11 protein-coding genes are annotated in these 13,287 nt (G+C 72.2%); 6 read left to right on the top strand and 5 right to left on the bottom strand.

The features are described 5' to 3' along the window. Positions 1–154: 154 nt before the first annotated feature. From AB0K17_RS00585 to AB0K17_RS00575, 3 genes are all read right to left on the bottom strand, one after another. The gene (locus AB0K17_RS00585) at positions 155–1,264 is read right to left on the bottom strand and encodes a HAMP domain-containing sensor histidine kinase (RefSeq protein WP_365965255.1); all 1,110 of its coding nucleotides are present in this window, start codon (positions 1,262–1,264) and stop codon (positions 155–157) included. A gap of 38 nt (positions 1,265–1,302) precedes the next feature. After that, positions 1,303–2,040 (bottom strand): response regulator transcription factor, encoded by a 738-nt coding sequence (locus AB0K17_RS00580; RefSeq protein WP_344437289.1) that lies wholly within the window; start codon positions 2,038–2,040, stop codon positions 1,303–1,305. Positions 2,041–2,148: 108 nt separating this feature from the next. Then, a complete protein-coding gene (locus AB0K17_RS00575; protein ID WP_365965254.1) occupies positions 2,149–2,835 on the bottom strand; it encodes a spermidine synthase in 687 nt (228 codons plus the stop codon). Between the two features lie 159 nt (positions 2,836–2,994). Between AB0K17_RS00575 and AB0K17_RS00570 the strand changes: the two genes are divergently transcribed. The 5 genes from AB0K17_RS00570 (at position 2,995) to AB0K17_RS00550 (ending at position 10,547) form a co-directional block, all read left to right on the top strand. Continuing rightward, positions 2,995–3,654, top strand: a complete 660-nt coding sequence (locus AB0K17_RS00570) for a rhomboid-like protein (protein WP_365981659.1) — start codon at positions 2,995–2,997, stop codon at positions 3,652–3,654. Positions 3,655–3,932: 278 nt separating this feature from the next. Next, a complete protein-coding gene (lon, locus tag AB0K17_RS00565; RefSeq protein WP_365965251.1) occupies positions 3,933–6,329 on the top strand; it encodes an endopeptidase La in 2,397 nt (798 codons plus the stop codon). Positions 6,330–6,438: 109 nt separating this feature from the next. Beyond that, positions 6,439–7,020, top strand: coding sequence for a Uma2 family endonuclease (locus tag AB0K17_RS00560; protein ID WP_365965250.1), 582 nt, complete (start codon positions 6,439–6,441; stop codon positions 7,018–7,020). 53 nt (positions 7,021–7,073) lie between these two features. After that, entirely contained in the window at positions 7,074–7,604 is a 531-nt protein-coding gene (locus AB0K17_RS00555) for a DinB family protein (protein WP_365965248.1), read from the top strand. Positions 7,605–7,790: 186 nt separating this feature from the next. Continuing rightward, a complete protein-coding gene (locus tag AB0K17_RS00550; RefSeq protein ID WP_365965247.1) occupies positions 7,791–10,547 on the top strand; it encodes a M4 family metallopeptidase in 2,757 nt (918 codons plus the stop codon). Between the two features lie 147 nt (positions 10,548–10,694). Here AB0K17_RS00550 and AB0K17_RS00545 read toward each other — a convergent pair whose 3' ends face one another. Next, entirely contained in the window at positions 10,695–11,600 is a 906-nt protein-coding gene (locus tag AB0K17_RS00545) for a lysozyme (protein WP_365965246.1), read from the bottom strand. A 309-nt stretch (positions 11,601–11,909) separates the two neighbouring features. On the opposite strand from AB0K17_RS00545, the gene AB0K17_RS00540 reads away from it, so the two are divergent. Then, on the top strand, positions 11,910–12,320 hold the full coding sequence (locus tag AB0K17_RS00540) for a MarR family transcriptional regulator (protein ID WP_365965356.1): 411 nt from the start codon (positions 11,910–11,912) through the stop codon (positions 12,318–12,320). Between the two features lie 19 nt (positions 12,321–12,339). Here AB0K17_RS00540 and AB0K17_RS00535 read toward each other — a convergent pair whose 3' ends face one another. Then, positions 12,340–13,110 carry a hypothetical protein gene (locus AB0K17_RS00535; protein WP_365965245.1) on the bottom strand — a complete coding sequence of 257 codons (771 nt, stop codon included), beginning with the start codon at positions 13,108–13,110 and terminating at the stop codon, positions 12,340–12,342. Positions 13,111–13,287 lie beyond the last annotated feature (177 nt).

Below are 13,287 nucleotides of genomic sequence, written 5' to 3'. Positions count from 1 at the left end.
GCCACCCCGGCCAGTCGTCGCCTAAGTCACACTCTGCCCCGGGTTTCGGGGCAGGGCGACGCGGGAAAACCCGGAGGTTCTGTTTCCTTCCGGGTTCCCCGATCACCGGACCGTGCCCCGGTCCGGTCGCGGATGTGTGCTCCCACCAACGACCCTACGCCAACCCGGCCCGCGGGGCCTGTCCCGGAAGCGTGACCTTGATGCGGCAGCCACGGGGCGACTCCGCCACCCCGATGCTCCCGCCGTGCAGGTCCACCGCCCAGCGCGCGATGGCCAGCCCCAGGCCGGTGCCCCCGTCCCCCGGCTGGCCGGCCGGCTGGGCGCCGGTGCCCCGGTTGAAGCGCTCGAAGACGCGGTCCCGTTCGGAGGCGGGGATGCCCGGGCCCTCGTCCAGCACCTCCAGGGCCAGCGACTGCGGCCCCTCGCCCCGGCGCGCCCGGACCGTCACTCGGCCGTGTGGGGGACTGTGCTTGACGGCGTTGTCCACCAGATTGGCGACCACCTGGTGCAGCCGCTCGACGTCCGCGTGGGCCGTCAGCTCCGGCGGCGCGACGTCCAGGTGCAGGTGGACGTCCTTGCGGGCGCGCGGCGAGGAACCGCTGCCGCAGGCCATGCCGGCCTCCTTGAGCACCCCCGCCAGGTACGGCCACACCTCGAAGCGCCGGGCGCGCAGCGGCACCACCCCGTTGTCCAGCCGGGACAGATCCAGCAGCTGCTCCACCAGCCGGCCCAGCCGCTCGGTCTGGCGCAGCGCCGTGCGCATCGTCTCCGGATCCGGCTCCGAGACCCCGTCCACCACGTTCTCCAGCACCGCCCGCAGGCCGGCGATGGGGGTGCGCAGCTCGTGCGAGACGTTGGCCACCAGCTCCTTGCGGTGGGTGTCCACCGCCTCCAGGTCGGCCGCCATGCGGTTGAAGGCGTCCGCCAGGTCACCGAACTCGTCCCGCCGCCGCGCCTGCACCCGGCGGGTGTAGTCCCCCTGCGCCATCGCCCGGGTGACCTCGGTCATCTCGTCCAGCGGCGCGGTCAGGCCGTGCGCCACGAACTGGGTGATCAGCAGCGAGGCGATGATCGAGAAGACGGTGATCACCCGCAGCTCGGTCGCCGAGCGGATGGCCATGAACACCAGCAGGGTGGTGATCGCCACCGAGCCGATCACCAGGGCGCCGAGCGCGGCCTTGACCGACCGGTACGGATCCAGGGGCCGCAGGGCCAGCCAGAGCCGGCTCCCCAGCCCGGGCGGCGGGGTGCTGCCGTCAGTCATGCCGCCTCACCAGCCGTGCCTCACCAGTCATGCCGTACTCACGCCGCCGGCGTCTCCAGGGCGTACCCCACCCCGTGCACCGTACGGATCCGCTCCGCGCCGATCTTGCGGCGCAGCGCCTTGATGTGGCTGTCCACCGTGCGGGTGCCGGAGGCGTCCGCCCAGTCCCACACCTCCGCCAGCAGCTGCTCGCGCGAGAGCACCGCGCGCGGGGTGTTGGCCAGGCACACCAGCAGGTCGAACTCGGTCGGCGTCAGGTGCACGTCCCCGCCGCGCACCCGCACCCGGCGCTGGGCGTGGTCGATCTCCAGCTCGCCCAGCCGCAGGATGCCGCTGCGCGGGGTGTGCGCGGCCAGCGTGGCCCGCTCCACCCGGCGCAGCAGCACATGCACCCGCGCCGCCAGCTCCCGCATCGAGAACGGCTTGGTCATGTAGTCGTCCGCGCCGACCCCCAGCCCGACCAGCATGTCGGTCTCGTCGTCGCGCGCGGTCAGCATCAGAACGGGCACCGGCCGCTGCGCCTGTACCCGGCGGCACACCTCCAGCCCGTCGAAGCCCGGCAGCATCACGTCCAGCACCAGCAGGTCCGGCTGCCACGCCTCGGCGGTGTCGACGGCGGCGGGGCCGTCGCCCGCCGTACGCACCTGGAACCCCTCCGCACGCAGCCGGGCCGCGATGGCGTCGGTGATCGTCCGGTCGTCCTCGACGACCAGCACCCGGCGCTGTGCCCCGACGCTCGCCGCGGCGCCGCTCGGGCCGATGTGTGTCTGTTCCATACGCCCCGCCCCTAGCGTCCTCCATGCGGAAATCCCGGCACCGGTGCCGGGATCCCCGCCGGTCCTGCAGCTGTGGAAGGCAGGGTACGGGCACCCGGCGCGGCTCGGCTACGCGGCGCGGATCGCGAGGTGGACGACGTCCGGGACGCCTCGGGCAACCGCGATCTCTTCCGTCGTTACCCCGGCGAATCCGGCATTGCGAAGGGCTTGTTCGAACGCCGGCGAGGGCTGCGCCGACCACACGGCGAGCACCCCGCCGGGCGCCAGCCGCTCCCGGCAGGAGGCCAGACCGGCGGGGGAGTAGAGGCTGTCGTTGTCCTCCGTGACGGTCCAGTCGGGGCCGTTGTCGATGTCCAGGCACAGCGCGTCGAAGACCGGGCCCGACCGGTCCGCCAGGTACGCCACCAGGTCCGCGCGCACCACCTCCGTACGGGGATCGGCCAGGGCCGCGCCCGAGATCGCCGCCAGCGGGCCGCAGAGATGCCAGTCGATCACCGCCGCCTCGCGCTCGACCACCGTGATCCGCCCCCAGCGCCGCTCCGCCGCCGCCCGGGCCAGTGAGAACCCCACCCCCAGCCCGCCGATCAGCACCGCCGGCTCCTGCCGGCCGGCCGGCAGCGCGGCCAGCGCCGCGTCCACCAGCAGCCGCTCGGACCGCCCGTCCGAGGTGTCCATCAGGAAGCAGCCATTGGCGATGATCTCGTGGTGTCCGCCCCGGCGGCGCAGCACGACCTCGCCGTGCGGCCCCTCGCGACGGTCGATCACGACAGGCGCATCAAACGAATCGACAGGCATTGCGTACCTCCTCGCATCGTTGGCGAACCGGCCGACGCCGAAAAGCGTCAAGAGGTTGACAAAGGTGAGCCGAGTCACGCCCCGGAGTTGATCCGGCGGCCGGTCCTGCACCTTAATGTTCCAATCCGGGGGGACGTGCGCGGAAAGGGGCCTGACCGAGTGACTGCGGTTGACGCCGAGAAGCGCCCCGCCGCGACCACCCCTCGCCGGGGCCGGATACGGCTGCTGCCCACCCCCACGGGCACGCCCTTCACCTTCTCCTACGGCCTCGTCCTGCTCGCCACCGCGATATACGCCGACCTCGGCGACCAGGCCACCGTCACGCAACTTCTGAAGGAATCCAGCACCGACGCGGCCCACCTCGCCGACCGCCCCGTCCTCGTCCTCCTCGCGAGCGCCCTGTGGGTGGCCGGCGGTCTCTACTCCGCCTACGGCCCCGCCCTCCTCCTCGTCCTCGCCGCCCTCGAACGCCGCGTCGGCGGCGCCCGCACCGCCGGCGTCTTCCTCGCCGGCCACGTCCTGGCCACCCTCGCCACGGAACTCCCCGTAGCGGGCGCGGTGGCGGCCGGCCGCCTCCCCGAGGCGTCCCTGCACCGCCTCGACTACGGCATCAGCTTCGGCCTCATGGCGTGCGTGGGCGCCCTGTCGGGCTTTTTGCCGCGGATCGGGCAGTGGGCGCTGCTGGGGGTGGCGGGGGCGATGTGTGCGCAGGACCTGATCGAACTCATCGACCCCATGTCGAGCTGGGGCCACCCGATAGCCCTCCTGATCGGCCTCTTCTGCCGCCCACTGCTGCGCGACCGCCCCACAAGCGGCTGAACCCCCACCCCGCCCTTTCCCCCTTTCCCGGGGCTGCGCCCCGGACCCCGCGGTGGATCCCGCCTTTCCGGCCTTTGAGGACGCCGCGCGGAGCGCGGTCCGGAGGTGCCAGGGCGGGTCCGGCGGATGCAGTTCCCCGCGCCCCTTACGGGGCGCCTGACGGCCACCCGCAGGGCCACCCATCCCTGATCGCTCACAGCGAACAACGCACTGGGAACATCCGGCACCGGTCATGCATTGAGTCGGTACAGCTCAACTTGCCTGCCGAAGGGGAGATCATGGCTTCGACGTCCGCATCGCTCACCCTGCCCGTCCTGCCGCTCGACGACGAGGTCGTCCTGCCCGGGATGGTCGTCCCCCTCGACCTCTCGGACACCGAGGTGCGCGCCGCGGTCGAGGCCGCGCAGGCCGCCGCGGCGAGCGGCGCCAAGCCGCGTGTCCTGCTCGTGCCGCGCGTCGACGGCACGTACGCCGGCGTCGGCACGCTCGGCACCGTCGAGCAGGTGGGCCGGCTCTCCGGCGGCGACCCCGGCGCGCTGATTCGCGGTGTGCGCCGGGTCCGGATCGGTGCCGGTACGACCGGCCCCGGTGCCGCCCTGTGGGTGGAGGGCACCGCCGTGGAGGAGGTCACCCCCGACCCGCTCCCGGGCGCGGTGTCGGAGTTGATGAAGGAGTACAAGGCCCTCGCCACCAGCTGGCTGCGCAAGCGCGGCGCCTGGCAGGTCGTGGACCGGGTGCAGCAGATCGACGATCCGGGTCAGCTCGCCGACAACTCGGGTTATTCCCCGTTCCTGTCCGTCGCCCAGCGCGTGGAGCTGCTGGAGACCGCCGATCCGGTCGCCCGTCTGAAGCTGGCCGTGAAGCGCCTGAGCGAGCACCTCGCCGAGCAGGACGTCGCGGAGTCCATCGCGAAGGACGTCCAGGAGGGCGTGGACAAGCAGCAGCGCGAGTTCCTGCTGCGCCGCCAGCTGGAGGCCGTCCGCAAGGAGCTCGCCGAGCTCAACGGCGATCCGGAGAACGAGTCGGAGGACTACCGCGCCCGGGTCGAGGCGGCCGACCTGCCGGACAAGGTCCGCCAGGCGGCCCTGAAGGAGGTCGGCAAGCTCGAACGCGCCTCCGACCAGAGCCCGGAGAGCGGCTGGATCCGCACCTGGCTGGACACGGTCCTGGAGATGCCCTGGAACGAGCGCAGCGAGGACGCCTACGACATTCCCGGGGCCAAGGCCGTCCTCGACGCGGACCATGCGGGCCTGGAGGACGTCAAGGAGCGGATCACCGAGTACCTGGCGGTGCGCAAGCGGCGCGCCGACCGGGGGCTGGGCGTGGTCGGCGGGCGGCGCGGGGGCGCGGTGCTCGCGCTCGTCGGCCCGCCCGGCGTGGGCAAGACCAGCCTCGGCGAGAGCGTGGCCCGCGCGATGGGCCGCAAGTTCGTCCGGGTCGCCCTCGGTGGCGTGCGCGACGAGGCGGAGATCCGCGGCCACCGCCGTACGTACGTCGGTGCCCTGCCCGGCCGCATCGTGCGGGCGATCAAGGAGGCCGGCTCCATGAACCCGGTCGTCCTGCTCGACGAGATCGACAAGGTCGGCTCCGACTTCCGCGGCGACCCGGCCGCGGCCCTGCTCGAAGTGCTGGACCCGGCCCAGAACCACACCTTCCGCGACCACTACCTGGAGGTCGAGCTCGACCTGTCCGACGTGGTCTTCCTCGCCACCGCCAACGTCCTGGAGGCCATCCCCGAGGCGCTCCTGGACCGCATGGAGCTGGTGCGCCTCGACGGCTACACGGAGGACGAGAAGGTCGTCATCGCCCGCGACCACCTGCTGCGCCGGCAGCTGGAGCGGGCGGGCCTGGCGCCGGAGGAGGTCGTCATCGAGGACGCCGCGCTGCGCAGGCTCGCCGGGGAGTACACCCGCGAGGCGGGCGTGCGGAACCTGGAGCGCGCCATCGCCCGGCTCCTGCGCAAGGTCGCGGCCAAGCACGAGCTGGGCGAGCAGGAGCTGCCCTTCACCATCGGCGTGGAGCAGCTGCGCCCGCTCATCGGCCGGCCGCACCACACGCCCGAGTCCGCGCAGGACCCGGCCGAGCGCCGTACGTCCGTGCCGGGCGTGGCCACGGGCCTGGCGGTCACCGGCGCGGGCGGCGACGTCCTCTTCGTCGAGGCGTCGCTGGCCGACCCGGAGACGGGCGGCGCGGGCCTGACGCTCACGGGTCAGCTGGGCGAGGTCATGAAGGAGTCGGCGCAGATCGCCCTGTCCTTCCTGCGCTCCCACGGCGCCGAGCTGGAGCTGCCCGTCGGCGACTTCAAGGAGCGCGGCGTCCACCTGCACGTCCCGGCCGGGGCCGTGCCGAAGGACGGGCCGAGCGCCGGCATCACCATGACCACCGCCCTGGCCTCCCTCCTGTCCGGCCGCCAGGTGCGCCCGGACGTGGCGATGACGGGCGAGGTCTCGCTGACGGGCCGGGTCCTGCCGATCGGCGGCGTGAAGCAGAAGCTGCTGGCTGCGCACCGCGCCGGAATCACCACGGTGATCATCCCCAAGCGCAACGAGCCCGACCTCGACGACGTCCCGGCCGAGGTCCTGGCCGCGCTCGACGTGCACGCGGTCTCGGACGTGCGCCGCGTGCTGGAGCTGGCCCTGACCCCGGCGACGGCAACGGTGCCGCTGGCGGCGTAGCCGCGCGCGATGTGACGCACCTCTCCCGCTGCCCGGCGTGCCGGGGGCCGCGTGCGTATCGTTGTACTGCGCGGCTGCTGACATCAGTGGCAGCGGGGAGGAGCGCCAAGTGACCATCGTGCTGACCGACAGGACCGAGATGGCCGGCGAGCAGAGCTTCGACGACATGTTCGAGCTTCTCTACGAGATCGTCCCCGAGGGGTACAAGGGCGAGATCGTCGAGGGGGCTGTTCATATGTCGCCGCAGAGGGACACCCATTGGGTCATCATCCAGTCCGTGCTGCTGCAGCTCGTGACTCACTTCGGGGAAGACGCCATCATCCGGTGCGACGTCCGCCTCGACCTGCCGGGCTACCGCAACGGTTTCGCACCGGACCTGTTCAAGCTGTCCGACGGGGCCGAGAAGGACGACAAGGGCAAGTGGCGTTACCAGGACGTGGAGTTCGTCTTCGAAGTGATCTCGCGTGAGACCGCCGACAGCGACTACGGCAAGAAGAAGGCCGCCTACGCCGCCGGTGAGATCCCGGTGTACGTCATCGCGGACCCGTACACCGGGCAGTGCCATGTGTACACGGTCCCCAAGGACGGCGAGTTCCGCGCCTACCGGAAGCTCGACTTCGGTGACCCGATCGACCTGAGCGACACCCCTCTGGGACTCACGCTCTCCACGGCCAAGTTCCCGCGGGACTGAGGCCGCTGCGCGGGGGGTGACCGGCCGGGTCCGTCCGTGCCAGGGTGAGGCCCATGGTCTCGATGCCGGACGGGCGGGCCGTGCCGCCCCTGCATGCAGATGAACGGGCCATGCTCGAAGCATGGCTGGACTTCCACCGTGAGACCCTCGCGCTGAAGTGCACGGGCCTCGACGACAAGCAGCTGCGCACCGCCTCCGCCGAACCGTCGTCCATGACGCTTCTCGGCCTGGTGCGGCACATGGCCGAGGTCGAACGGAACTGGTTCCGGCGGATCTTCGCCGGTCGGCCGGACACGCCCTGGTTGTACGGGGAGGCCAAGGACCAGGGCTTCGTCCTCGATGCCGACGAGGGCATCGAGGAGGCCCTGGCCGCATGGCGGGCGGAGATCGCTGCGGCCCGGGAGCTCATCGCCGGTGCCTCGCTCGACGACTGCGGCACGCTCACGGAGGAGGGCGTGCGCTTCATGGGCGAGGAGCGGGTGTCGCTGCGCTGGATCCTCGTCCACCTCGTCGAGGAGTACGCCCGCCACAACGGCCACGCCGATCTGCTGCGCGAACGCATCGACGGTGCTACCGGCTCGTAGGCCCCGGCCGAAATCAACCCCCCGTTTCGTACGCCCCATTGATCGGCTCACACCTCACGGGTTGCATATGCGCCGACCACAGAAATTCCGGCGTTCCGTACGTACGGAGGGGGAACCTTGCGCAGTTCCAGAGCTCGTTCAGGAAGACCGGTAGTCAAGAGCGGAATAGCAGGGGCGGCAGCGCTGGTGAGCGCTGCCGCCCTTGTCGTCGGTGCGCTGCCGGCCCAGGCCCTCGCGGCCGGGAGCGGCAGCGGCGGCGATCCGGCGGACGTCGTTCCGGGGAAGGGAACCTCCACTCCTTCCCTGGTCGACGGCATCCGGGACACCGCCAAGGCCTCGGGCAGCGCGGCCGATGCGGCCCGGGGGCACCTCGCGGACAAGAAGAACCGTTACCGCATAGCGAATCCGGGCCGTGACCTCACGCCCGTGCAGACGCTCGCCGCGGGCACGACGGAGACCGTCCGGCTGCAGCAGAAGCACCACGGCGTCGAGGTCCTCGGCGGGCAGTACGTCGTCCGGATGGAGAAGAAGGACGGCAAGCGCGTCGTCACCGGCACCTCCGGCAAGTACTTCACGGCGCTGACCACCGGCACCACGCCGGACGTCGGCGAGGAGCTCGCCGTCCGGCGGGCCGTCGGCGCCGTCACGGCGCAGCTCGGCGCCAAGAAGCTGCAGGCCAAGGCCGGCAGGCCGGCCCTGAGCGGCACCGCCCGCGGCCTCGTCGTCATTCCCAGGGGCCCCGGCGTCCTCACCCAGCACGTCACCGTCCGTGGCGTGGACCCCGCCACCGGCGAGCCGGTGCTGCGCGAGGTCTACATCGACGCCAAGGCCGGCTTCCCGGTCCTGCAGTACAGCGGGATCAAGACCTTCGGCGCGCCGAAGCCGCAGCCGGCCTCCGGCGCCCCGGCCGGTGACGCCAAGGAGGGCCGGGCCCCCGACGGCGGGCGCAACCCCGGCATCCAGGGCTCGGGCGTGAAGTACGACGGCACGACCGTCGAGCTGGGGCTGTTCTTCGACACCGCGCGCGGCGAGTACGTGATGAACGACCACGCGCGGATGTGGGACACCAGCAAGAACGTGATCTCGACCTGGGACGTCCGCGGCAAGGACGTCACCGAGGTCAGCGGCACCTGGCCCGAGGGCATCAAGGAGTTCGGCTCCAAGACGCCGCAGTTCGGCAAGGACGCCACCGAATCCGGCGCGGTCGACGCGCACTGGGCGGCCGGCAAGGTGTACGACTACTACAAGAAGGTCCACGGCCGCGACAGCCTGGACGGCCGCGGCATGGCCATCAAGTCCCTGGTCGGGGTCCAGTACTTCGGCATGCCGTACGTCAACGCCTTCTGGGACGGCACCAAGATGGTGTACGGCGGCGGGGACAAGGAGTTCCGGACGCTCTCCGCCGACCTCGACGTGGTCGGCCACGAGATGACGCACGGCGTCGTCGAGAACTCCGCCAACCTCGTCTACGCCGGCCAGTCCGGCGCCCTCAACGAGGCCCTCGCGGACTACTTCGGCAATGCCATCGCCGTCGACGCGGCCGGCATGTCGATGGACGACCCGGACGCGGGCCTGCTGGGCGGCAACCTGTGCCGTACCAAGTCGCCGCGCGACTGCGCCTTCCGCGACCTCAACGACGGGGCGACGACGGCCAAGAACTTCACGGGTACCTCCTTCGCCTACGACAACGGCGGCGTGCACCTGAACTCCACGATCTTCTCGGGCGCCCTGTGGGACATCCGCGAGGACCTCGGTCGCACCCTCGCCGACAAGATCGCCTACAAGGCGCTCACCGAGTACATGACCCCGCTCGACGGCTTCACCGAGGGCCGCAACGCGGTCATCGCGGCCGCCCGGGCCCTGGCGGTCTCCGGGCAGCAGCTGAACGTGGTCAAGCGCTCCTTCAACGCCCACGGCATCGTCCCGAACTGGGAGCAGGCCCTCGGCGTCGACTCCGACCAGCTGCTGGGCCGGCTGAACACCGCCGACACCGGTGTGGGCGCGGGCGGCGGCTGGTGGGCCGCGGCCAAGTCGAACGACGACGGCACCGAGGCGTACTCGGTGTGGGCCGGGCGTACGGACGGCTCGGGTACGCCCAAGCTGATCAGCCCGAACGACGGGCGCTTCCACGTCAACCCGGCGACCGACGGCAAAACGGTGGTCTGGTCGGCGTACAGCCCGGCCGGCATCGACGTGCTCTCCCGGCCGCTGGCCGGCGGCCCGGTCAAGAAGCTCTACAGCACCCCCGACACCGTCTCCGGCGTGCGTGTCGAGGGTCAGGTCGTGGTGCTGGAGAAGATGGACCTCTTCGGGTCCCGCCACGTGGGCTACCTGCGTCCGGGTGACAAGGAGCCCACCTGGGTGGACGGCGGCACCGCCGACGTCGGCTCGGCCGCGCCCTCGATCAGCCACGGCCGCATCGCGTACGCCACGTCCTACCGCGACGGTGACGACTACCGCAGCGGCGTGGAGGTCCTGGACCTCGCCAGCGGCAAGCGCACGCTGATGAAGCAGCTCGGGCAGCCCCAGGCCGTCGGCCGGACGGCCATCACCGGCAAGCACGTCTACTGGCTGGCCGACGAGAACGTCGACGACGGCCAGGTGGCCGTGCGCCGGTCGAACCTCGACGGCACCGGCACGGTGGACGTGAGCCCGGAGAAGGGCGAGCGGGCGCTGTACGCCTTCGACGTCACCGCCTCCGACGACGCGGTGACCGTCTCGGCCCAGGTGCCGGACAGCCGCGCCCGCAACGAGTCGCTGGCCAAGCTGTGGCAGTTCGGCGCGGACAGCACCGGCGCCACCGCCCCCGCCCGGGTCTCGTGCAACCGCGGCGAGCAGATCGGCGCGGCCGCGGCGGGCGGCAGGCAGGTGGTGTGGATCGACGGCACCACCGGCTACACCGATCTGGTGACCCGCACCCGCCCCGCGGGCCACTGCGGCTGACCGGCCGACTGCTTCACCGGCCGGTCGTTTCACCAGCCGGTCGTTTCACCGGCCGACGCCCGACGGGCCGACCGCCCGTCCGGCCGACGCCCGTCCGGGCCCCCGGCGCGCCGATGTGCGCCGGGGGCCCGGTGGCGTGCGCGCTTCTCACCCGTAGGCGAGCGCCTTGAGCCGGGAGTAGGAGCCGTTGAATCGGTTGTGGTCGCCGACCGTGCTTCCGCTGTCCGTGTACTGCCACAGGGTGTGGAAGCCCCAACCGTTGGGCAGCTCGCCGGCGGAGGAGCCGTAGCGCGGGATCCACAGGGGGTTGTACGAGCCGAAGCCCCCGTAGTTGCCGGTGCACCGCTTCCACCACGTGGTGGTGGTGTAGACGACGGCGTCGCGCCCGGTGCGCGCCCGGAAGGTGGCGAAGAAGTCGGCCATCCAGCCGATCAGGTCGCCGGCGCTCATGCCGTAGCAGGTGTCGCCGTAGGGGTTGTACTCCATGTCGAGCACGCCCGGCAGCGTCCGGCCGTCGCCCGACCAGCCGCCGCCGTGGTCGACGAAGAAGTCGGCCTGCTCGGCGCCGCTGGAGTTGGCGGGCAGGGCGAAGTGGTACGAGCCGCGGATCATGCCGCGGTCGTAGGAGCCGTTGTACTGCTGGGCGAAGTAGGGGTTGGTGTAGCTGGTGCCCTCGGTGGCCTTGATGTAGGCGAAGCGGGCGCCCTTGTTCCACAGGGTGGACCAGGCGACGTTGCCGTTGTGGCTGCTGACGTCCACTCCCTCGACGGTGGGGACACCGGCCGAGCCCTCGTCGGTCTGCGGGCCGCCCTCGTGGGCCCGGACGGTGGAGCCCATCCAGTCGCGCTCGGGGTGGGTGGGCCGGATGCCCGCGCCGGCCGCGGGCGCCGCGGTGTCGGGCAGGGTCAGCGGGACGAGCAGGGCGAGGAGCAGGGTGAGTGCGGAGAGCAGGGGGACGGACCGGATGCGGCGGGCGTGGGGGGTGTGGGGGGCGCGTGGGGTCGCCGATCTCGGAGGAATCGGGCGACCCGGGCCGGAACGATGCTCGGGCATATGGTGCCTCCGAAGCCAAGGGTGGGGGGAGGGTGGGGGAGAGTTCAATGGCCAGCCGATTGGTATGACCATGCCATTAATCAAGCTACGGACGGAGACGCGCAGCGCGATAGGGACCCGGGGTGCTGCCGTTGGTCTAATCCTGCGAAATACTGACCGAGCTGCGGCGACACGACGCGGCCAAACCGGATTTTTCAGCGGCTGAAAGCAGGAGAGGGCGTCCACGTGCACCAGACCGGTAACCCGCTTCCCGAGGACGGCGGCCCCCGCGGCTGCGCCGGTGCCGGCGAGGACGAGGCCTTCCTCGCCCTGGAGCGCGAGCTCGCGGTCTTCCTGCGCCGTGCCCGGGCCACCTCGGGCGAGCTGGCCCGGCAGGTCCACCCCGACCTCGAGCCCGCCGCCTACGGCCTGCTGGTCCGTCTGGAGGAGTCCGGCCGGCAGCGCGCCACCGACCTGGCCGCCTACTTCGGGGTGGGCAAGGCCACGATGAGCCGTCAGCTGCGGGCCCTGGAGGAGCTCGGCCTGGTCAGCCGCGACCCCGACCCGGCCGACGGCCGGGCCTCCCTCGTCCGGATCACCGAGGAGGGCCGCGCCCGGTTCACCCGGGTACGCGACGCCCGGCGGGCCCAGTACGTGAGCCGCTTCGCCGACTGGGACCGCGACGAGGTCGCCGAGCTCGCCCGCCTGATGCACCAGATGAACGAGCGCGCCGAGTCCTAGGGCGTATCCGGCGCGGGCCCTACAGCTGCACGTACACCGCCGTCGCGTCGTCGTGCGGCTTGCCCCGGCGGAAGGCGCGGCACTGTGCGTCCGCCGCCTCCGCCTGCCGTACGCGCTCGACGAGCGCCTGGGGACCCTCCTTCGCCAGGAGCGCGAAGCACTCCGCCCACGCGCCCTCGCGGAAGACCTCCACCCAGCGGGAGGCGCCGTCCGTCAGCGCCGCCAGCGCACGGACGTGCCCGCGCGCCGTCGTCCCCGTCACCGCGCGGGCGGCCACGCCCGGGTCGGCCGCCGCCGTGAAGAAGCCGCCCTCCACGTTGCGCTGGTCGTCCGTCACCGGGCCGAGCGCCACCAGGCGGTCGAGGCGGTCGTCGAGCACCGCGCGCACCTCGCCGTCGGACCCCTCCAGCAGCAGCACCGAGTCCGACAGCACCAGGTGCTCGACCACCTCCGCGTCCCAGCGCACGGCCACCACCGTGGCCTGCGGGGTCAGCCGGGCGGACAGGTCGCAGGTGTCCCGGTGCGCCTGCGCCGTGCGCGCCACCGCCTCCGACAGGCACGCACCGAGCGGCATCCGCCGCTCGCCGGCCGCCAGTTCCAGCAGGGTCGTACCCAACCGCGTGGTGAACCACGGCACTCCGTGCACGCATCCCGTCCCCCGCGCCGGCGGCGTCACCCCGTCGAGGACGACGAGCGCCCCGCCGGTACCCGAGGCGGGCAGGGCGACGGCCGCGAAGTCCTCGTTCGGACGGCCCGAATCCCCTGGCTGACCGGCAAGTTCGATGCGCATGCGACCAGTGTGCCGGATGCCCGAATTTCCGTGCCCTTCGACGCGCATCCTTCCGGCGCGCCGCGCTGTTGATGTAGTGGGGGCACTTGCCGGGGGGATGCGGTGGGTGACACCCGACAGGGGTCAGATCGGTCAGGGTCAGTCGGCGGTGCGCCGGACGACGAGAGCAGATTGCGA

It is taken from the genome of Streptomyces sp. NPDC049585, assembly GCF_040675615.1.
Lineage (GTDB): Bacteria > Actinomycetota > Actinomycetes > Streptomycetales > Streptomycetaceae > Streptomyces > Streptomyces luteosporeus.
Note: the sequence above shows the minus strand (reverse complement) of the source record. Positions and strands in the feature narration are given on the sequence as shown.